The organism is Cohnella sp. LGH (assembly GCF_017671885.1).
Classification (GTDB): domain Bacteria; phylum Bacillota; class Bacilli; order Paenibacillales; family Paenibacillaceae; genus Cohnella; species Cohnella phaseoli.
Map to the genome: position 1 here is coordinate 1,240,661 of NZ_CP072117.1, position 20,913 is coordinate 1,261,573.

At 56.4% G+C, this 20,913-nt stretch carries 16 protein-coding genes; 6 read left to right on the forward strand and 10 right to left on the reverse strand.

What is annotated here, in order from left to right; all coding sequences use genetic code 11:
- Window positions 1-7 precede the first annotated feature (7 nt).
- Both J4772_RS04885 and J4772_RS04890 read left to right on the forward strand, forming a co-directional pair.
- Window positions 8-3,130: an ATP-binding protein gene (locus tag J4772_RS04885; protein ID WP_209074364.1), complete on the forward strand. Its 3,123-nt coding sequence runs from the start codon at window positions 8-10 to the stop codon at window positions 3,128-3,130.
- 3 nt (window positions 3,131-3,133) lie between these two features.
- A complete protein-coding gene (locus J4772_RS04890) occupies window positions 3,134-4,234 on the forward strand; it encodes a response regulator (protein ID WP_209074365.1) in 1,101 nt (366 codons plus the stop codon).
- Between the two features lie 57 nt (window positions 4,235-4,291).
- Here J4772_RS04890 and J4772_RS04895 read toward each other — a convergent pair whose 3' ends face one another.
- From J4772_RS04895 to J4772_RS04925, 7 genes are all read right to left on the reverse strand, one after another.
- Window positions 4,292-6,433, reverse strand: coding sequence for a hypothetical protein (locus J4772_RS04895; RefSeq protein WP_209074366.1), 2,142 nt, complete (start codon window positions 6,431-6,433; stop codon window positions 4,292-4,294).
- Window positions 6,434-6,462: 29 nt separating this feature from the next.
- Complete coding sequence (locus J4772_RS04900; protein ID WP_116060083.1) at window positions 6,463-7,347, reverse strand: carbohydrate ABC transporter permease; 885 nt, start codon at window positions 7,345-7,347, stop codon at window positions 6,463-6,465.
- Window positions 7,348-7,363: 16 nt separating this feature from the next.
- On the reverse strand, window positions 7,364-8,263 hold the full coding sequence (locus J4772_RS04905) for an ABC transporter permease (RefSeq protein WP_116060280.1): 900 nt from the start codon (window positions 8,261-8,263) through the stop codon (window positions 7,364-7,366).
- Between the two features lie 5 nt (window positions 8,264-8,268).
- The gene (locus tag J4772_RS04910) at window positions 8,269-9,960 is read right to left on the reverse strand and encodes an extracellular solute-binding protein (protein WP_209074367.1); all 1,692 of its coding nucleotides are present in this window, start codon (window positions 9,958-9,960) and stop codon (window positions 8,269-8,271) included.
- A 101-nt stretch (window positions 9,961-10,061) separates the two neighbouring features.
- Window positions 10,062-11,369 (reverse strand): response regulator transcription factor, encoded by a 1,308-nt coding sequence (locus J4772_RS04915; RefSeq protein ID WP_209074368.1) that lies wholly within the window; start codon window positions 11,367-11,369, stop codon window positions 10,062-10,064.
- 4 nt (window positions 11,370-11,373) lie between these two features.
- Window positions 11,374-13,107: a sensor histidine kinase gene (locus J4772_RS04920; RefSeq protein ID WP_209074369.1), complete on the reverse strand. Its 1,734-nt coding sequence runs from the start codon at window positions 13,105-13,107 to the stop codon at window positions 11,374-11,376.
- A 98-nt stretch (window positions 13,108-13,205) separates the two neighbouring features.
- Window positions 13,206-14,423 carry a beta-galactosidase gene (locus J4772_RS04925; protein WP_209074370.1) on the reverse strand — a complete coding sequence of 406 codons (1,218 nt, stop codon included), beginning with the start codon at window positions 14,421-14,423 and terminating at the stop codon, window positions 13,206-13,208.
- A gap of 351 nt (window positions 14,424-14,774) precedes the next feature.
- Here J4772_RS04925 and J4772_RS04930 point away from each other — a divergent pair, with 351 nt between their 5' ends.
- From J4772_RS04930 to J4772_RS04940, 3 genes are read left to right on the forward strand one after another with little or no spacing between them, the layout of a single operon-like run.
- A complete protein-coding gene (locus J4772_RS04930) occupies window positions 14,775-15,743 on the forward strand; it encodes a zinc-dependent alcohol dehydrogenase (protein ID WP_209074371.1) in 969 nt (322 codons plus the stop codon).
- 1 nt (window position 15,744) lies between these two features.
- A complete protein-coding gene (locus J4772_RS04935) occupies window positions 15,745-16,737 on the forward strand; it encodes an alcohol dehydrogenase catalytic domain-containing protein (protein ID WP_209074372.1) in 993 nt (330 codons plus the stop codon).
- A gap of 15 nt (window positions 16,738-16,752) precedes the next feature.
- Entirely contained in the window at window positions 16,753-17,754 is a 1,002-nt protein-coding gene (locus J4772_RS04940) for an SGNH/GDSL hydrolase family protein (protein WP_209074373.1), read from the forward strand.
- 397 nt (window positions 17,755-18,151) lie between these two features.
- On the opposite strand, the gene J4772_RS04945 is transcribed toward J4772_RS04940, so the two are convergent.
- From J4772_RS04945 to J4772_RS04955, 3 genes are all read right to left on the reverse strand, one after another.
- Window positions 18,152-18,715, reverse strand: a complete 564-nt coding sequence (locus tag J4772_RS04945) for an FAD-dependent oxidoreductase (protein ID WP_209074374.1) — start codon at window positions 18,713-18,715, stop codon at window positions 18,152-18,154.
- 665 nt (window positions 18,716-19,380) lie between these two features.
- Window positions 19,381-19,569 (reverse strand): H-type small acid-soluble spore protein, encoded by a 189-nt coding sequence (locus tag J4772_RS04950; RefSeq protein WP_116060074.1) that lies wholly within the window; start codon window positions 19,567-19,569, stop codon window positions 19,381-19,383.
- Between the two features lie 2 nt (window positions 19,570-19,571).
- A complete protein-coding gene (locus tag J4772_RS04955; protein ID WP_209077677.1) occupies window positions 19,572-19,736 on the reverse strand; it encodes a hypothetical protein in 165 nt (54 codons plus the stop codon).
- A gap of 172 nt (window positions 19,737-19,908) precedes the next feature.
- On the opposite strand from J4772_RS04955, the gene J4772_RS04960 reads away from it, so the two are divergent.
- Complete coding sequence (locus tag J4772_RS04960) at window positions 19,909-20,778, forward strand: non-homologous end joining protein Ku (RefSeq protein WP_209074375.1); 870 nt, start codon at window positions 19,909-19,911, stop codon at window positions 20,776-20,778.
- Window positions 20,779-20,913: the final 135 nt, after the last annotated feature.

A 20,913-nucleotide genomic window follows, 5' to 3' on the forward strand; every position in this document is an offset into this window, starting at 1 on the left:
AGCGACATTGCCCGGAAAAACACCGCTGAGCAGAGCGGCGGCAATCGGCGTAATCAGCCTGGCGCTCGTCTCGCTCCTGTTTCTCTCGCTGATGGGAAACGGGGGCGGCTCGGAAGCTTCCCCGCAAGTGCGCGGCGGAACAATGAGCTTGAAAAATTGGAGTCCCGATCAGGGTTCGGTCAAGCTGGACGGCGAATGGGAATTTTATTGGAATCAGCTTTTATCTCCCGAAGACTTTCGCAAGCAAGGGGAAGCGTTAACCGGCAGCGCCGTTTATATGCCGGTCCCCTCTTCCTGGAACGGACAAGTCGTAAACGGCATAAAGCTGCCCGCATACGGCGAAGCAACCTACCGAATGGTGCTAACCGACCTTCAAACACCCGGAATTTACGCCCTGAAGAAATCGAACATCCGATTCTCGAGCCGGATTTACGTGAACGGCGAGGAGCTTCTGACGGACGGCCTGCCGGACGGAGGAGACAGCGCTTACGAACCCGGCAACCGGCCCAAGCTGAACAACTTCTATAGCGAAGGCGGCGATGTCGAGATTGTGGTGCAAGCCGCCAACTACGATTACATCAATTCCGGCTTTGTCGTTCCCCTTCTGTTCGGGAAGGACGAGATGCTGATCTCGATTCAGCGGAATACGATCGCACGGGAAATCGCCATTATGGCGATTCTTGGAACGTTGGCGCTGATTTACGTGATCTGTTTCATTGCAGCGGCGATGTACAGCAGGAAGGATTATTCCTTGCTGATGCTTGCGCTTCTGTGCGCATCGGCCGGAATCTACCACAGTCTGATGGGAGAACGCTCGCTGCTGCTGTTAATTCCGGATGTCTCATTCGCGATGCTGTACAAAATCAAAGATGTAGCATCGGTTCTCACCTGCATGTCCGTAGCCTTGGCCTTTTACCACCTGCAGAAGAGCATCATTTCATTTAGACTAACGCTGGCAGTTACGCTTGTGCTGGGAACTTTCGCGATTTTAATCGTGTTTCTCCCTATCAGCGCCTACACGCCCATTCAATATTACATCGTCATTATGTACCAGCTGCTGCTAATCTGGCTTTTCATCAGAGCTTCTTATCTTTATATCCGTCAGAAGGAAGGTCAGCGTTGGAAGTATTTTCTGTTGTGCATGGCGATTTTGCCGATGAACCTGTACTCTATCGATACAATTTTGTTTGCACTCAGTGTTAGTTCGTCCCTTCAATTCAGTCAGTTCTGCATTATCGCCTTTAACCTGGCCATGCTGCTTCTCATCGTCCTGAGATTTTTCGAGGCGTACCATACGATTAATGAAATGAAGGATCAATTGCTGCGCTTGGACAAAATCAAAGACGACTTTCTGTCCAACACCTCTCACGAGCTGAGAACGCCGCTGAACGCCATCGTCAACATATCCGAAACTTTGCTTAAAGGAGTAAGCGGCTCTGTCAACGGCGAACAGGCGCAGAACCTGTCGCTTGTCGTTGGCAGCGGTCGACGGTTGACTCATCTCGTCAATGAGCTGCTTGACTACTCTAAGCTGAAGCATGGGGATTTGAAGCTGAACAAAAGCCGTCTGATTCTGAATGCTTACGTCGAATCGGTCATGCGCATCCATCAATTCCTGCTGGAGGGAAGAAGTACGACGCTCGTCAATCGCGTGCCGGACGACCTCCCCCTCGTTCATGCGGACGGCATCCGACTTACGCAAATTTTACATAACCTGATCGGCAATGCCGTCAAGTTTTGCGATCGAGGAACTGTCGAGGTAAACGCGGCGGTTGCCGGAGAATGGGTTGAGATTCGCGTCAGCGATACCGGAATCGGCATCGAACCCCATATGTTGGAACGGATTTTTCTGGATTACGAGCAAGGAGAGCATGCGGGTGCGCCTCAGTACGCTGGAACGGGGCTCGGATTAAGCATTACGAAACGGCTTGTCGAGCTGCACGGAGGCCGCATCGGCGTCCGCTCGACTCCCGGACACGGCGCAACGTTCACCTTCACCTTGCCCGTCGCCCCCGGCAAATCAACCAAATCGGGAGCGGAGCTGCCTGCGGACAAGTCTCCTTTTTCCGGCGGCGATCTGGCTCATCAGGAGTATCCTCTACATATCGAGGGAGAAAGCAAGGAGTCCATTCTGATCGTGGACGACAATGCGCTGAATCTGCAAAGCATGATCAACCTGTTTAAGCTGGAAAATCAAACGGCAGTCGCCGTCAATCGCGGAGAGATGGCGCTGCGGACCGTCTTTTCCCGGCAGGAGTTTTACCTCGTCGTGCTGGATATTGCGATGCCGGACCTGTCGGGCTTCGAGGTGCTGCGGCGCATCCGCGAACGCTTTTCTCCCTTCGAGCTCCCCGTCCTGATGCTGACGGCAAGAAGCCGAAGCGAGGATATCCGTCTGGCCATGGAGCTGGGGGCCAACGATTTTGTCGCCAAGCCGTTCGAGTCCGAAGAGCTGATGGCCCGGGTGAGAAGCCTGTCGAAGCTGAAGTTGTCGGTGAAGCTGGCCAGAGATGCGGAAATCGCCTTTTTGCGTTCCCAGATCAAGCCTCACTTCCTGTACAACGCCCTGACGGCGGTCGCCGAGCTATGCATGACCAATCCCAGGCAGGCGGAGGAAGTTACGTTGCAATTGTCGCGTTACTTGCGCAGCAGCTTTGATTTCAAGCATCTGGACACGATGACGACGCTAAGCGACGAGTTGGCATTGGTCCGAGCTTATGTCGGGATCGAGCAGGCCCGTTTTGGGGCCAGACTGCGTGTAGAATACGAAGTGGATGCCGATCCGAACCTGCTGATTCCTCCTCTTATGATTCAGCCGCTGGTGGAAAATGCAATCCGGCATGGCGTCATGTCCAACTCTAAGGGCGGAATTGTGAGTTTGTTCGTTAAGGGAAGCGTCGGAAACGGGGTCGCTTTGCGGATAGAGGACAACGGCTGCGGAATGAGTCCGCAGAAGCTGCATCACGTGCTGAACCCGAATTCGGCGGCAACGGGCATCGGCCTGTGGAATATCGGCCAGCGCTTGCGGCTTCTATACGGAACGGATATGCGAATTGAAAGCCGGGAAGGCGCCGGTACGCGAATCGAAATTGTACTGCCCGGAGAAAATGCGATTGCGAAAGGAAGCTGACGTATGCTGCGGATCATGGTTGTAGACGATGAGGAGCTCGCGGCGATGCGCTTGATGCGTATCTTGTCCGAGCGCGACGAGCCAAGCGAAGCCATCATGTTTTTGGACTCGTTGGAAGCGTACGACTATGCCAAAACGCATCCCGTCGACGTTGCTTTTCTGGACATTTCCATGCCCGACGTCAACGGTATGCAATTGTCGAAGCTGCTGACTGACGCTTATGAGACGACTAAAATCGTTTTTGTCACCGGATATGACACGTATGCGGTTCGCGCCTTCGAGCTGAACGCCCTGGATTACATCATGAAGCCGATCACCGCGGAGAGGCTCGACGTCACGATGAAGAGGATCGGAACGGAGAATCAGGCGACTGCGGCGGCAAAGCCTTCGCTTGAGGTATTCCTGTTCAACGGAATGAATTTGAATCTTCGGACCGCCGAAGGCGCAAGAGAAGCCGTTAAGTTGCGGAGTCCGAAAACCGAAGAGCTATTCGCTTTTCTGCTCTGCAAGCGCGTCGTGATTAGAGAGGAAATTATCGATACGTTGTGGAACGGACTTGTGCCCGATAAAGCATGGAAAAACCTCAATTCCACTCTCTATTACGTTCGGAAGGCGATCAACACGACCGAACATAAAAGCGAAATCACCGTAACGGGCAACGAAATTCGGATCAATACGGACGAGCTTTACTGCGATCTGTACGAGTTCGAGCATCTGCTGAAGGAGATTAGGCGCGATCCGGAACGGAACACGCCGCTGCTTAAGCGAGCCGAAGCGCTGTACGCCGGACCTCTCCTTAGGGGCAAAGCATACGATTGGGCCAGCGAGTACGCTCTCAGCCTCGAACGGCAATACACCGAGCTCTTGGAGCTGCAGGCTCGCCATTATCGCCAGCGCGGTCAGCTTCTTCAGGCGCTGAACGGCTATGGCGAAATTTTGAAGCTGGACGCCATACGGGAGGATGTCCATGGAGAAATGATCCGCATTTTCCTCGAGCTGGGCCGCAAAAACGACGCTCTCAGGCAATATCGGCAATTGGAAGCCATGCTGCGCACCGATCTGGGGATAGAGCCGGACGCGGAAATCAAGAAGCTGCTGCTGTAAACGCTATAAGGCGGTGCGGGGATACAAATTCCCCGCACCGCCTTATCTATTGCAAGCTCAATACCCCGAAGGCAGCGCGAACAGCCTGCCCTCTCCCGCGGCGAAGGAAGCGGAAAGCGTTCCCGTTGCCGAATTGTAATCGGTGGCGATCTCCAGCCCCGTCGACTTGGACACCTCTGTCACTGCAGACGGCTTACCGGGCAACGAGAAGCTCAACGTTCTTCCGTTCTCGTAATCTCGGTTGACGACCATAACGTATTTGCGCCCGGCATCGTCCTTGAAGTAGCCCACGACCGCCGGCTTCGACGAGTCCGCAAGCTGCCAGAAGAAGCCGGAGGGCAGCGCCTGCGTCGAAGGCGGCAATGTCCCGGTGTGGTAAACCTCCTGGGAAGTAAGCCCGGTAAGCGTTGTCCCGAGCTTCAGCAACTCTGCGTTCAGCCCTTGCGCATAACCGTAGGTGACATTCTTTGTTCCGTCAGGCAAAATCAATCCGCCGAAGAACGGCGCTCCGCTCGCTTCGATGCCCGGAGTAAAGTAGGTAAAGTAAAGAACGCCCTTGGCCCCGTAGGCCAGATTCGTATAGATTTGATAGCTCATCTCCGCCTGCGTCGGCTGTCTTAATTGCCCCGTAATGCCAACCGACTGCATATACGACCAGAAATCGACTCCCGCCTTCAGCCCTTGGCTGCGAATGACCTCCAGATTCGTATAATAATCGTTCCGGAAGCTTCCGTCGTACAGGAAGGGATAGTGGTCGAACGCGAGAACGTCGGGCTTTTTACTCGCCCACCGATAGACATAATCCTCGTAAGAGCCCCCGACGAGCTGCTGATCGACGACAAACCAGTAATCCCCGCCGCTCGGCAGTCCGTTGGCGTAGCCTGTGCCGGACGATGTCCAGTCCTTGTCGGCATGAGCTTGCACCACCCAGCCGACGGAGCCGTCTCCCCCGCCTCCATGCGTCAGCTCCCAGTAATACTCCGTCGACGGCGCGACCGTCGCGTTCATCGTAAAAACCGGGAAGTTGTCGGCGGATGAAGCCAGCGTGCTTGAGCCAAGCAGCGTCTGCTTTGCCGGAGAATTCCACAGCTTCAGCGTCAGCGACTCTCCGGCGCTCCAGGTCAGCCGATCGATCCATAGCTGGATCGTCCCTAGCGAGGTCTGTCCCGGCGAGGTGCGGAACGTCTGCCCGAGACTGCGATTCGTTCTGACGAAATCCCCGGAATAATCGAGCACTCCCCATTGCTCCTGCGTCGCATTGACCGGGAACAGGTTTACGAATGTCATGCTTCCCGGGTCCTGCGCCTTGAACCGGTCCCGTACCGCTTCGATCCGCCCCATCAGCCCCGAGCCCGGCTCGTCGTACAGATGATAGCCCAGCAGCGCAGGATGGCTCTTGTATGCATCCGCAACGGTATCGACAATGGCGTCTGTAGGCCGATTACCGTCATTATAGGCTTCCTGCGCGAAGGAAACGTCGAACCACAAGTCCCTTCCCGTCGCGATTCCTTCCTGATAAGCCGAACCGTCCGCATAGGTGTCGCCCGTGCTCGTCGCCACCCAGCCGATTGCGATCGTGCTGTCGCTGGTCAGTTCCATATAATACGACTGATCGGTCTGAACCGGCCTACTGAACGAAAACGTCGGGAAATACGTATCCGGACGGCCGGTGATCGAAGCGCCTCCGAGCAGCGTGTTTTTGGCGGGACTGTCGTACACGTTTAACGTCAACGTCACCCCTTCTGGCCAATAATCCTTATCGATATTGAGCTTTACGGATGTGATGTACCAGGCCGTGCCCGTCGTCGGCGACTTGAACGTCTGACCGAGCCGATTGCCGCTGCTGACGAAATAACCGCCGCCGTTCACGTTCTGCGCGACATGGCGATCCGTCCAATGGAGCCGGAAGTCGGTCGCCAAAATTTCGAGTCCGTTCTCCTCCGCCAAGTCGAGCGCCGCGGCATTATGCTCCGGCGTAACGATAACCGCTGCGCCGATGACGACATTGGCGTTCATCGCGGCAATATCCGCATAGGCGGCAGAGGTCGTATGTTCCTGGGACGGTGGAAAGAAAATTCCGATCGGGAACGCCGCCGAAGAGGCGGACGCCTGTCCGACGGGCACCAATGCCAGCAAAGCCGCCATCGCCGCGCTCCATAGCTTCATTCGTCCCTTGCTGTTGCTTCGTTTGTTTTCCATTTTGCAGCCTCCTCAATCGAATTAAGGAATTACGCTTTTACGCTTCCAAGCACAATGCCTTTCACGAAAAACCTTTGCAAGAACGGATACACGAGCAGAATCGGCAAAGCCCCGACGAAAATTTGCGCCGCTCGCGTCGTGCGCTGCGAAATCTCCGACAGCTCGGACAAGCTCAGGCCGCTGAGCGCTAGCGGGTTGCTGTTGATGACCATCAGCTGCAGGTAGGTCGACAGCGGGTATTTCTCCGGGAAATTCATCAGGATGAGACCGTCGAACCAAGCGTTCCAATGTCCGACAAGCGTGAACAGCGCCACCGTCGCGATAACCGGCATAGACAGCGGAACGACGATTCTCCACAGGACAGTGAAGTAACCGGCTCCATCCATAAAGGCGGATTCCTCGATCTCCCCGGGCAGCCCGCGGAAGAAATTCAGCATCAATATGACGTTGAACACCGGCACGGCCCCCGGAACGACCAGCCCCCAGACCGTGTCCACAAGTCCTGTGGCGTTGATCGTCAGAAACCAGGGAATCAAACCGCCGCTAAACAAAATCGTCGCCACGAAATACCACGCGTACGCGGTGCGGAGCCGGAAATCTTTCGTCTGCTTCGACAGCGGATAGGCGCACAGCACCGTCAGCGTCATATTCAGGGCGAAGCCGAGCGCCGCCCGCTCCAACGACACGCCGAATGCGCGCAGAAACTCCGGCTTGTGCAAAATATAATCATAGGAAGCCAGAGTCGCCTCGACCGGCCAAATTCCGACCAGACCCGCCGAGGCCGCCGTACTCGAGCTGAGCGACACCGCGAACACATGCACAAGCGGAAGCAGACAGGCGACGGAGACGAGGAGCAGAAAGCCGTAGTTCGCGGCCGTAAAAGCAATGCCGCCAAGCGACTTGTTTGTATGCATGGCTCTCCCCCTCGGATCAGAATATTCGGTAATTGGCCAGCCTGTAGGCCAGGAAGTAAGACAATGAAATCAGAATCAGCGATACGAACGACTTCAGCAGACCAATCGCCGTCGCCACGCCGAATTGGGCGTCCAGAATGCCGATCCGGTAGATGAGCGTATCGAGAATATCGCCGCTCTCGTACACCGACGGGCTGTACAGATTAAACACCTGCTCGAAGCCCGCGTTCAGCACGTTGCCGAGACTCAGCGTCGCCAGCAGAACGATAACCGGCAGCATGCCCGGCAGCGTGACGTGCCGCATCTGCTTCCAGCGGCCGGCCCCGTCCATAACCGCAGCCTCGTACAAAGACGGATTGATGCCGGTAATCGCCGCCAGGTAGACGATCGTGCTGAAGCCGAATTCCTTCCATACGTCCGAGGCAACCAGCGTAAACGGAAACCAGCCGTTGTCGCCGAGGAAGAAGACGGACCGGCCTCCCAGCGCCTGCACGATCCGGTTGACAACCCCCTCCGACGGAGACAAAATATCAATCAAAATGCCGCTGATGATAATCCACGACAGGAAGTGCGGCAGGTAGACGAGGGTCTGGAACGTTTTCTTAAAAAATTGGAGCCGCACCTCGTTCAGCAATATGGCAATGGCGATCGGAACGGTCAAGCCCGCGACGATCTTCATGACCGAGATGAACAGCGTGTTCCAGACGACTCTCCCGATATCGGGCATATTCAGCACGTAGCGAAAGTTGTCCAGACCGATCCACTCCGAGCCGAACAGCCCTTTGACCGGAACGAATTGCTGGAAGGCGATCGTTACGCCGACCATCGGCACGTAGCAATAGACGAAGACGATCAGCGCTCCCGGCAGCAGCATCAGGTGGAGCGGAAGCTCCCGCAGCGCTTTCATAGCTTTCATCGGCTTCACCTGCTAGCCGCCCAGGCCGCCACCTCCTGGGTAATGACGTCTCCTCCGAGCTTCTTCCAGTTCGCGACGAACTCGTCGAAGGAGTCGATCGGCGCCGAGCCCATGATGATCTTCGTGAACGCCTCCAGCTCCAGCTTGTTCAGCGAAGCCAGCTTCTGGGACATCACCTCGGTCGGAGCGGACAGAAACTCGTTCGGCTTAAAGCCGCTGTTCCGGTTGTAATCCGCCAGCAACTCTTGGGAGCCGCCGGGACCGAACACAAGCGAGTATCCCCAGCCGAGATTGTCCCCCGCCTGATAGTCTTTAATTGTCTTGAAAATGAACGGCTGTCCGGTCGTCTTGTCGAGTACGCTCTCGTCATCCTTTTCAAGCGCCTGCTTCAAGATCTCGAAGTTGTCCAAGTTGGCCGTCGGATTCGAGCCGCGCACAAGCGCGTACTGCCACTTCTCGACCGCGCCGTTGACGCCGATCTCCTCCGCCGGATACTGCTCCTTCGGCCAGACGGTATTAAAAGCGTTGAGCAGCTTGACGAGCGCTTCCGGATGCTCGGCGCCCTTGCGCACGACGTAATATTCGGCGACGCTGAAGGCGGTTTGCGGCTTGGCTGCCTCTCCGCTTGCCGATGGAAGCCGATAAGGCCGCAAGTCGAAGTTCGGGTCCTTGTTTTTGCCTTCCTGGAACAGCAGCGGCATATAGTGCGCGCCGTAGAGCATACCCAGCTTGCCCGAGTTGACGTCCTGAATGAGCACGTCCGCATTTTTGACCCCGTATTCCTGGTCGACGCCGCCTGCGGCGTACAGCTTCTGCAGGTTGGCCAGCACCGTCTTCATCTCCGGCTGAATGCTTCCATATCCCAAGGCTCCGGAGGCGTCCTTCACCCAAATGCCCGGATAGGCGCCGTAGCCGTTCGAGAAGCCTTCGAGTCCGGCGAAGAAGCCGTACAATTCCTTGGCGATGCCCAATCCGTAAGTATCGTTCTTGCTGTTGCCGTCCGGGTCCTGTTTGGCGAACGCTTCGGCAATCGCCAGCGCGTCGTCCATCGTCTTCGGCTCCGGCAGGTTCAGCTTCTTCAACCAATCGGCCCTCAGCCACAGAAGGGGAGCCGTATCCGTCGAGCCCGGGTTGAGCGGCAGGCCGACAAGTTGGCCTTTGAACGTCGCCGAATTCAAGCCTTCGCCGCCGTCCTTGCTCAGCAGCTCCTTCGTTCTCTCCGAGCCGTATTTCTCCAGCGCTTCCGCCAGATCTTCAAGCTGCCCGGCATCGTATAGCTGCTTCATCTTGGCGCCGGATACCGGCATAATGTCCGGCAGCTTCCCGGTCGTCATCATTACGTTCAGCTTCTGTTCGTACTGGCTCGGATCGACAGCCCACAAATATTTGAGCTTAATCCCAAGCTCCTTCTCGTACAGCTTTGTCCAGGCGTTGTTGTCGATCGTGTCTCCGTTCTCGAACTTCATCGTCGTCGCAACGGAACGAACGGCGGTCACCTCGATCGGCGGATCGAACCTGCCCATCGGATCGGCTGCCTCCTCCGCCGGCGACGGCTCGACCGAGGCCGACTCCGAGGCGCTTGGAGCGGCGGAGCTTGCCGCCCCTCCGTTTTCCTTCGACGAGCTGCAAGCCGCGAGCGACATTGTCAGCATAGCTGCGATCAGTGTCACGACGATTTTACGATTATACGCTTTCATTGCTCTTCCCCCTGACTGAAAATGTGGTTACGCCCTCATTATATCGGGGCATGGGGAGCTCCCACTACGCGCATCTGTTGCCTTTCTTTGCTTTTCGTTGCCTACTTGTCGCCGCCCCGGTCGCGGTATTCCTGCGGCGTAAGTCCGAATTGCTTCTTAAAGAACCGCGTGAAATGCGGAGCCGATTCATAGCCGACGGCCGCCGCGATTTCGTGGATTTTCAGCTTTCCGTCGGCAAGCAGCCGCTTCGCCTCGTTCATTCTGCGATCCGCGATATATTCGAATAAAGTCGCTCCGCTCAGCCTTCTGTACGTTCTGGACAGATAGGTCGGGCTATGATGGACAAGCTCCGCCAACCGGGTAAGCGACAGCTCCCCGTCCAAATTGGCGGCAACGTATTCGTGCACGACGCGGATCATTCTCGGCATCGAATCGCCGTCCGATTCGGACGGCTCCGCCTCCCCTTGTAGGAACAGCTCGCTCCCGCAGGAAGAGGAACGCTTCAGCCAATCGCACAGCCGGCGCGCCTCTTCGCCGAAGTCGCCCCAATCGCACACTCGGCCGCCCAACGCCAACGAGACCGGCAGCTTCAGCCATTCCCGGCACGCTTCCTGCGCCGCCTCGGCAATGCTTGGCATTCTGGATACCAGGTTGTCCCATGCCTTCTCCGCTTCTTCGGACGATTCGTCCTCCGCCGTATGCGAGCGGGGCTGAACCGCCCATAGGTTATAACCCGGCTCCGGCTGAACGGATACGTACGCGCACGTCGGCTGAAGAAACTCGCCGAATATATTGCTGCATGCATATTCGAGCGGCTCCCTTCCCCGCTCCTCCAGCTCGCTATCGTAACGCAGCGCCATGACCCATACGGAACGGTCGGCCGAAAGAGGGATTTCCGCCTCCGCGAACCTTGTGCGCCGAGTCTCGGCGTCTCTTTCCCCGCCGTCCAGCAGCGCGCTGTGCCTCAGCACCTCCAAGGCGCTTTGATGCTTCGCGTCCGCTCTTCGTACCCGCTCCACCGCTCTCTCCTGCTGCTCGATCTGGCGAAGCGCTTTTTCGACGGCTTGGACGATCAACTCGTCGTCTTCGTTTTTCAGCAGATAGTCCACGATTCCCCCGTTGCGCAGCGCCCTCTGCATATAATCGAATTCGTTGTAGCCGGTTAGAAACACAATTTTGCACCAGGGACATCTCGCCAAAATTTTTTCCTGCAGCTCAATGCCGTCCATTCCGGGCATGCGAATGTCCGACACGACCAGATCGATTCTTGTCCGCTCCAGTCTCTCCAGCGCCTCATAGGCATGATAGGCCCGGTACAGCTCCAGCTCCAAATGCATCGCCTGCTGCAAAATCTGATAGATGCCGTTTACGATAATCGGCTCGTCGTCGACGATAAGTACGCGATACATAGCTTCATTCCCCCTCTATCGGAATAGTCAGCGTAACGAGCAGTCCGGACGGCTCTGCGCTTTGAACGGATACGCCCCCCGAAGGGCCGTATCTAAGGCGAAGACGGCGATGAACGTTAACGATTCCGGTCGTCTCCCCTTCGTCTGCGGTCGCGTCCAGTCTTCGGCGCAGCTCCTCCAGTTCGCCGGGCGGAAGTCCCTTGCCGTTGTCCCGCACCTCTATACGCAGCAGCCCGTCCCTTTCCAGGAAGGAAACGGACAACCGGCCCTCGCCTATGATGTCTCTTAACCCGTGATGGTAGACATTCTCGACAATCGGCTGCAAAATGAGGCGCGGTACGGCAATCGCCCTGAGCTTGTCCGACAGCTCCTCCATCTTCACCTCGATCCGGTTGGAGAAGCGCATGCCCTGAATTTCCATATAAGCCCGGACGTGATCCGCTTCGGAGCCGAGCGGGACCTCCCCTTCTCCGTTGCGCGTGACGTATTGGAAATAGGCGCCGAGGTTTTTCGATACCTGCTCGGCTTTGTCGATGTCGTAGGACTTGATCAGCTGATTCAGCGTAAAAAAGCTGTTATACAGGAAATGCGGCGCGATCTGCGCCTGAAGCTGCTTCAGCTCCGACTGCTGCGAACGAATCTTCTGCACGTACAATTCGTCGATTAGCTGCTTCAGCCGCTGCACCGTTTTGCCGAAGCGCTGGAACAAGTAGCCGAACTCATCCTTCCGATCCCGGTTCAGCTTCAAGGCCGTGTTAAAGTTGCCCTCCTCCACGTTCCTGAATTGCCTGACGAGCAGAGAGAGCGGACGTTGAATCAATTGAAAAATGCCATAGGAAAATACGACGATCATGACGAGTGAGCAGACGACGAGCAGCCAGAACCAGTTGCGATACGATTTCAGCTTGCCGAATACGACATCCTCGGGAATATAGACGGCCAGCACGGACTCCAGCAGCGGGGATTTCTCGTAAAAGGCCAAATATGGCGTTCCGTCCGCATTAACCGACTGGATCGCCTCGTTCTCCGAAGCGCCGGGAAGCCAAGCCGCTCCGATTCCGGCCGCGACCGCCTCCCGCCCGTCGCTGACGATCGTCCAGCCCTCGCCATACAGCGCCGAGCTGCCCTTATCGGCGATTCGGCTCATTCTGGCCTTGAGCGCATCGACCGAGAGCTCGATCTGATGAACGAAAGCGGGAGGTTGATTGTGAAAATCGGCTTTGCCGGGAGACGACAAATGGAGAAACAATCTCCCGTTCCACTCCGTAACCGGATAAGCTCCTGCTTGATACGCTGCGGCGATCGCTTCCACCTGGGCGATCGCCGCGTCGTCGGCCTCCACCCCCCAGGTCGAGATCACCCGGTTCAGCTCGGGCAAATAAACTCCGATTTTGGCGATCAGTCCGCTCGACTCTTTAAGATCGGTAATCTTGATCGATACGCGGTTGATCGTCTCCGTCTTGCGATAATTGGTCATAATATGGAGCTGGCCGGTCAGATCGAGCAGGTCCGCATCGTTAACCGCCTTCTGCTGGGCGCTTAAAATACGCTCCAGCTCCTGCTCCAGGGCAACGACCTCATAATGAAGCCGGGCCCTCATCGCATCCGAAATTTGCGACCGTACCTCCTGCTTGGCCAGCTCGTTCAACACCAGACTGAGCGCGAACAGCGGCAGCGTAACGGCAATAAAGATCAGCACCAGCTTCGGAAAAATCGAACTGCCGGAGATCGCCCTCATCCGTTCTCCCCCCTCTATTAGGAATGCAAAGAAGGAACCCGCCTCGGGTTCCTGATCTCTCTATGCGAATGCAAGTATTCCGGCGCGACGGGATGCTGTTAGCAGACAAAACGGACAAGCTTGCCTTCTCCCGGAGCGAGCGTCAGGCGCAACCGAGAGTCTCCCGTCAGGTCGACGGCGCCTTGGACTTGACTTTGACTTTTGGTTGGCCCGTCAACGATTACAGCCTGACGATAAGTCCGACCGCTTAAAAGCAGCGACGCCTCCGCCGCATCCTCATAGCTTCCGTTCACGACGAACAACGCCGGAAGGCCCTCCTCATCCATGAAGCAGCCGACGACAACGGCATCGCCCTCAATAGACTCAAGCGGCGGGAAACCGGCCGCGGAATTCTCCGCTATCGCCTGATGGTTCCCGCCGAATAGAACCCCTGCGGATTTCAGCGACATTAGCGCCGGCCCGAGCTCGGCCAGTTCCCGATTAACCGCCTGCACCTCCGCGTAATGTTTCGTCCGACTGCCGTCGCGAGCGATAATGGCGTCCCCGAACTTCTCGCGCCCGTCATCCGGCGTCCAGTACGTGAAATATTGAATGCCTTTCGCTCCGAAGGCGAGGCTCGTATTCACCTGCCAGCGAATTTCCGCTTCCGTCGGATCGCGATGCGTCCCGTTAAAAGCCAACGTCTGAACGAACAGCCAGAACGGCGTATCGTAACGAATGGACGCGCTGCGGATCATTTCGAGATTGATATAGTAATCCTCGGTGATTCGATCCCCGGCAAACACGGACGATTCGGTCAGGAAAGGATAATGGTCGTATGACAGCGCCTGAGGCTTGTACACCTGCATGAACTTCTCTATATAATCCGCATAATCCGCCTGCAACAAATCAGGCGCGGCATGGCGCGGAAACAAATTCACGTACGCCAAACCGTCGGGAGCCGCTTGCAAGTAAGCCGCCTTGACGGACGCCAGTTGGTCGATCTCCGGCGCGGAAGGTTCATCCTTCAACAGATGGCCCATATAGGCCGGATGCCCCGCGAACGCCGAGACGCGGCGGCGCAGCTCTTCCTCCGAGGCTGCCGTTCCGATTTGCAGCCGTTTCAAGTCGGGATCGTGAACGACGTATTTTAATCCGTTCGCCGCCGCTGCATCCAAAGCACGCTCGATCGCTTGCTCCCCGCCGTCCTGATATTCCGTTAGGCCGATCACAAATGTGAAGCCGGCCTCCTTAATCTCGGCGTATCTGGCCGACGTCGCCTCGGAAGCTGGCGGACTCACCCACAGCCCGATCTCCAGCCGATTGCGATATGACATTTTTGCGTCCCCCTCTGAGGTGCTCTCCAATCGACTTCTTCAAGCCGACTTATGCTCATTATTATAGAGGGAAGCGATCGCAGCGAATAGACGCATTTGTTGCCTTCTCTTGCTCTCTCTTGCTCTTCGGCTCCTTTCGTCCCTTGCTGACTCGCTGCCATGAATCCCGCCCCCTTTAGAAATATGTCAATATCGATCAAATGAACTGTCCATTTTCTTCGTCATCCCCCTTGAAAATAAATAATATAAACCGTTAATCAAAGACAATGACGTGCAAAGACTGTTCCTTCCGCCTATTGTACACTTAACTGAGAAAGACATAGTGATGAAACCGAAAGGCGGGACAAATCGTTGAAAACACTGCAAATTACCGGCGAAAACGCATTTGAGATTATCGAAATTCCGCAGGAGCAGCCGCAAGAAGATCAGGTGACCGTACGCATCGAGATCGTCTCCACCTGTCCGCGCTGGGACATGAGCATGATGGGCGGCAAGGATATGTTCGACGCGTCCAAGCAGCCGGACTACCCGCTTCCTCCAGGCTTCCCCGGTCACGAGATGGCCGGAACCGTAGTGGCCGTCGGCTCCAAAGTCGCGTCACTTAAAGTCGGAGACCGCGTCGCCGCTCTGGAGCACTTGCTCGGCAACGGAGCCTACGCCGAATATTTGAATTATCGCGAGCACGAGCTGATTAAGCTGCCCGACAACGTGGAATGGAAGCAGGCCGTCTCTTTCGAACTGCTGAAATGCGTATTGATCGGCCTGCTGCAATTCGGCGAGATCAGCGGTAAATCCATGGTCGTGTCGGGACTTGGACCGGCTGGCATTCTCGCGATGCAGGCTGCGCGTCTCATGGGGGCGTCGCGAGTCGTGGCGATCGACATTACGCAGGAACGAATCGACTTCGTGAACGGCCTGGGCATCGGTGTCGCGAAGCATGCCGATGAGCTTGGGGACGAGCGCTTCGACCTCGGCTACGATTGCGTCGGCGCGGCGGCTTCCGTTCAGAACGTGCTGGAGCGCGTCGATTCGCATGTTGTGATTTTCGGGGTACTGAAGGGCGAGGTTCGCTACGGCGGCCATCTGTGGTTCAAGGGAATTAAGCTGGAGTCGTACAACTACCGCAGCTTCGGAGCAAGCGACCAAGCGCTGCTGCTCGATCTTGTCGCGAACAAAGGTTTGAATACGGTATGTCTGCAAACGCACCATGTTCCTTTATATCGCTATCACGAAACGATTGAGCTGCTGAAAAAACAGGAAGCGATTAAGGTATACGCCTATCCTCCGACCGATTTCGCAGCCGCTGCGGAGGGAAGATAATATGAGAGGCGAGGCAGTCGTATTTACGGATGTCAGACAGGTTCAATTTATGGAGGTCGAACTGCCCGAACCGGGGCCCGAGGATGTCGTGATCGATCTGGAGTACTCTTGGATCAGCAACGGCACGGAATCGTCCTTCCTATATGGAGAACGGATATCCGGAGAGCAGGTTACCCGTCCGGGAGACGTTCTGCCTTTCCCTCAGGTGGCCGGCTATCAGAAAGTCGGCATCGTGAGAAGCGTTGGCGAAAAGGTTAAAGGACTGGCGATCGGGGATCGGGTATTCGCCTCCATCAGCAAAATAAACGGCATGAAGTTCGACAGCGGGGGTCATATCAATCCATCCGTCACCGATGCAAGTCAAGTTTGGAAGCTTCCTGACGGCTGCGACCCGCTCGCCTACAGCGGCATGGTGCTGACGCAGGTCGGGTACAACTGCGGCATCCGCCCTGCGGTGGAGCCGGGCGATGTCGCCGTCGTCATCGGCGACGGCATGGTCGGCCAATGGGCGGCCCAGACGCTGGCCCGTCGCGGAGCTGACGTAACCGTTCTCGGCAGGCATGACGATAGATTAGCCTTGCTTCCTTCCCATATTCGCTCTTATAATCTTAAGCGTCATAGCTTGTCCGATTGGATAGGAGACCGCGGGGATATCGCCGTCGTCGTCGATTCCGTCGGCGCAATGGGAACGTTCCGGGAGCTGAAGCCGGCCATGCGCCTGAACAGCCACCTCGTCTCCGCCGGTTTTCTCGGCGCGGAGGGCATGGTGGACATTCAGGAGCTGCGCCCGCAGGAGATTACGCTGCACAGTCCTTCCGGGTGGACAACGGCGCGGATGGACGCCACACTCGTTGGAATTCGCGATGGCTGGCTAAGCACGACTCCGCTAATCTCCCACCGTTTCCCGGCGGAAAGAGCCGCAGAAGCTTGGCAGCTCATTATGGACAAAACGGAGCCGTTCCTGGGAATTGTGCTGGAATGGTCCAAAAGCTGAGGAGTGAAGGAAGCGATGGGACGCAAGCTGGTAGGGGAAGCCTTCGTATTCGCCGGAGAAGAGGAGCTGCCGTTTCGTTACAAGCCGGTAAGCGACTCGGTAACGTCGGTGCGCAGCCGGTGGAGAAGCGATCTTCCCGAAGCGGTTCGCTACGAGGAAGGCAAGGATTATATAGTGGATTACGAAACGGGCACGATCCGGCGAACGCCGGAAAGCCGAATTGCGGACGCGCGGCTTCATCCGATGTATGGGGTACAGGCATTTAACCATAACGAATATTCCGATTTCAGCAACGCCTCCTATACGGTATACGTCGATTACGAGAGCGAAACGGCTCCCTCAGAAACGACCGTTGCGACCTCGGACATCGAGCGCTCCGGCTTTTTGGATCGGCTCGTGCGCAAGCTGCAGGCCGGCGAAGAGGCTGTCTACGTCGTCTATGGCGACAGCATCAGCACGGGCGGAGAAGCGAGCGAAGAGAGCCTGGCTTACTTCGGGCGTTTCGCGGAGGCGCTGCGTAGCCTGTATCCGCAAGGTCGTCTTCGCATCGTCAACAAAGCCATCGGCGGAGAGGACACCGGGGGCGGGATCAGCCGCGTCGATGCCGACGTCGTTGCGCTGCTGCCTGACCTGGTCTCGATCGGCTACGGCATGAACGATCAGAATGTGCACGAGGACGGCAGCCATACAACGTCGTTGGAGCAATTCGATCGCAATCTGCGCGGCATGATCGATGCAATCCGCTCGGCGGGCGACACCGACATCGTGCTGGTCACGCCGTGCGAGCCGAATCCCGATTGGCAGCATACGAGCGGACAAACGCCTCTGTACGCCGACGTCATTCGGCATCTTGGCCGGGAATACGGCATCGGCGTCGCCGACGCGCACGCCGAATGGACCGCCGAGCTGGCGGCCGGCAAAACTCCCGCCAGCTTGCTGCTGAACAACATCAACCACCCGAACGATTACGGACACCTGATTTACAGCGAATCGTTCTTCAAAATGCTCGTAAAATAGACGGGTCCCGATGTTCAGCCGGACCGCTTTCTTTCGGATACGAAGGTATGCTATCCGGTGAGGGATAATAGGCGTTTTTGATTTAAAGCGGGAAACCCGCTTTAAATTCGCTCCAGCGCCCATTTCAGGCAATTTAAAGCGGATGTCCCGCTCTATTTTCGTGATTTTCCTGTTTTGGCGAAAATAGAGCGGGGTTTCCGCTTTAAATATCCACTCTTACCCGATATGTAGAAATTAGAGAGGTTTTTCCGCTTTAAATCGCATTCTGCCTACGACACGTCGCAAACCGATCAGCCCCCCTTGTACCGTGGCACATTTATTTTTTGAATCGTCAAAAAAGGCTTTGCTCCGCCTCAAAGCTGAGGGGATGCAAAGCCTTTTTTCAATCAGACTCTTCTTAAGCTTTCAGAATGTCATGGTCGACATAACGCTCGCCGTTCAGTTCGCTGACAACGTTGATCGCTACTTTAGCGCCATCGCCAGCAGTGATGATCGTATGCATGCTCACTCCGGCAATCGTGCCGGCCGCCCATACGTTGGCCAGATTCGTCTTGCCATCCGGAGCGCAGTCGATAATCGTCTTGATGCGCGGCTCCGTCCCCGGCTTCGTGACAACGCCGCTTGCTTCCGCCACGTCCGCGAACATTCCCGTAGCGATAATGACGTGAGTCGCTTCGTAGGACTGTCCGTCCGCTTCGATCGTAACCGAGCCTTCGCCCGCCGTCAGCTTCGTTGCTTTGCCCGTCACAAACTCCGTTCCGAACTTGGCCGCCTGCTTCTTGCCTACAGCAACGAGATCGGGACCGGTAATCCCATCGACGCCGTAATGATTTTCCACCCATGCGCGTTTCGTTACGCTCTGATCGCTATCGATCACCAGCGTCTTCTTGCCTGCCTTCGCGGTAAAAATCGCAGCGCTGGCTCCCGCCGGTCCTCCGCCGATAATGGCAACATCGTACATCGCACTCACTCCTCGTGTGAAAAATTGGGAAGCTCCACCTATTGTAGCACGGAAATAAAGCACTTTCAAAAAGTAAGCCCCAATTCGCGATGTCACGGGCGAAGCAGATGCCGGTTGCAGCCTCGACTGTAGCCGCATTGAGCTAACAGCTGCCTCATTTCGCTGCAACCTCACGGAGTCAGCTTACAGAGCGACGACACGCTTTTTTCTCGCTGCAACCTCACGGAGTCGGCTTACAGAGCAGCGACACGCTCTTTTTTCGCTGCAACCTCACGGAGTCAGCTTACAGAGCGGCGACATGCCCGTTTCTCGCTGCAACCTCACCGAGTCAGCTTACAGAGCGGCGACATGCCCGTTTCGCGCTGCAACCTCACGGAGTCGGCTTACAGAGCAGCGACACGCTTTTTTCGCGCTGCAACCTCACGGAGTCGGCTTACAGAGCGGCGGCACGCTTTTTTCGCGCTGCAACCTCACGGAGTCAGCTTACAGAGCGACGACACGCTTTTTTCTCGCTGCAACCTCACGGAGTCGGCTTACAGAGCGGCGATATGCCCGTTTCTCGCTGCAACCTCACGGAGTCGGCTTACAGAGCGGCGATATGCCCGTTTCTAGCTGTAACCCGACTGAGTCAGCTTATAGAGCTTGCTGCCCGCCCCCAACTCAAACTAGTGCGACACTTCCTCCAGCTTCTCAACGCCAACTGTTCGAACATCCGTCGGGCTTTGGCCGACCTGCACGGTCGCCACGCCGCCCGCAACGTCCACATCCTCGATCCAGACCGGCTCGCCGCTGTCCAGACGGACCTTGAAATTATCCGCCGATTCGTAAATTTCCTTTGCTCTCTGCGCGTCCATATTCAATCCTCCAACGTTTCTTCGATTTCCGGCACCCATCCGTTATGCAAGGTGACCTGCCCGCCGCCCAACCCTTCGTTGACCATTCGATCGACGTCCATGTCGAACTCGTCCCTTCCTTCGTAGATCGAGTCCTCAAGCCCCTTTTCCTTGTCCTCGGAAGCCACTTGCGGCATCCCCCTTCGCTATTGGATTAAGACTTTTCCAATATTCCCTGTCCGGTTGTTTTCCATGCGAATGGGCAACTTATAGTCGAGTTCCCCAAAGTCAAAATCCGACCTCCGTCCTTCCGAATTCAGCATTAGAAGTCAAACCTCTACACGCAAAGGAGCGTCAGCCATGCATACGGTCTGGAAAGGCGCGATCAGCTTCGGCCTCGTTCATGTTCCCGTGAAAATGTTCACCGCCACCGAGGACAAAGATATCCATCTGCGAATGATTCACAAAGTCTGCGGAACGCCCATCGCCAACGTTCGAACTTGCCCCCACTGCGAGAAGGAGGCTGCCTGGGAAGAAATCGCCCGCGGCTACGAACAGGAGAAGGGCCGGTTCGTACTGTTCGAGCCGGAGGAACTGGAAGCGATCAAACCCGACAATACGAAGACGATTCAAATTCTCGATTTCGTCGATCTGACGGAAATTGATCCGCTGTATTACCAGAAGGCTTACTATCTGTCTCCCGATCAAGCCGGGGCGGGCGCCTACAATCTGCTGCTGGAAGCGATGCGTCAGTCCGGTAAAATCGGCATCGCCAAAATCGCGATCCGCAGCAAAAGCAGCCTGGCCGCCATACGCCCCGTCGACAATTGCATCTGTATGGAAACGATGCACTATCCGGACGAGATTCGCCAGCTGCAGCTTGTGCCGAATTTGCCGGAACAGACGAACGTCAACGATAAGGAATTGACGATGGCCAAAATGCTGATCGAGCAGCTCTCGACGCCGTTCGAGCCGACGAAATACACCGACGATTACCGCATTGCCCTCCAAGAAGCGATTCAGCGCAAAATATCCGGAGAAGGCGCGGACATCGTCACCGCTCCGGACGTGGAAAGAACGAACGTTATCGACCTGATGGCCGCACTGCAAGCGAGCCTTGAAGCAGCCAAGCCGAAAGATGCGTCCGGCTCCGAAGACGCCGGCGGCGACCGCGGCAAAGCGAAAACCCGCAGCACGCGCGGGCGCAAGAAAGAAGGGGCGGTTCCTTAATGCTATGAATCATTCAAACGAGCGCTCAATGGCTTCCCTCGACTGCGAGGCCCGAACATCCGCCGACCACGAGGACCGATTCTGTATCTGTTGACCGGAGCGGAGGAGTAGGAAGGAGCAGGAAGGAGTAGGAAG

Coding starts and splice junctions, on each gene's coding strand:
- J4772_RS04895 (WP_209074366.1), bottom strand. CDS start 6,433: ATGGAAAACAAACGAAGCAACAGCAAGGGACGAATGAAGCTATGGAGC.
- J4772_RS04900 (WP_116060083.1), bottom strand. CDS start 7,347: ATGCATACAAACAAGTCGCTTGGCGGCATTGCTTTTACGGCCGCGAAC.
- J4772_RS04890 (WP_209074365.1), top strand. CDS start 3,134: ATGCTGCGGATCATGGTTGTAGACGATGAGGAGCTCGCGGCGATGCGC.
- J4772_RS04905 (WP_116060280.1), bottom strand. CDS start 8,263: ATGAAAGCTATGAAAGCGCTGCGGGAGCTTCCGCTCCACCTGATGCTG.
- J4772_RS04920 (WP_209074369.1), bottom strand. CDS start 13,107: ATGAGGGCGATCTCCGGCAGTTCGATTTTTCCGAAGCTGGTGCTGATC.
- J4772_RS04945 (WP_209074374.1), bottom strand. CDS start 18,715: ATGTACGATGTTGCCATTATCGGCGGAGGACCGGCGGGAGCCAGCGCT.
- J4772_RS04910 (WP_209074367.1), bottom strand. CDS start 9,960: ATGAAAGCGTATAATCGTAAAATCGTCGTGACACTGATCGCAGCTATG.
- J4772_RS04915 (WP_209074368.1), bottom strand. CDS start 11,369: ATGTATCGCGTACTTATCGTCGACGACGAGCCGATTATCGTAAACGGC.
- J4772_RS04925 (WP_209074370.1), bottom strand. CDS start 14,423: ATGTCATATCGCAATCGGCTGGAGATCGGGCTGTGGGTGAGTCCGCCA.
- J4772_RS04960 (WP_209074375.1), top strand. CDS start 19,909: ATGCATACGGTCTGGAAAGGCGCGATCAGCTTCGGCCTCGTTCATGTT.
- J4772_RS04940 (WP_209074373.1), top strand. CDS start 16,753: ATGGGACGCAAGCTGGTAGGGGAAGCCTTCGTATTCGCCGGAGAAGAG.
- J4772_RS04950 (WP_116060074.1), bottom strand. CDS start 19,569: ATGGACGCGCAGAGAGCAAAGGAAATTTACGAATCGGCGGATAATTTC.
- J4772_RS04935 (WP_209074372.1), top strand. CDS start 15,745: ATGAGAGGCGAGGCAGTCGTATTTACGGATGTCAGACAGGTTCAATTT.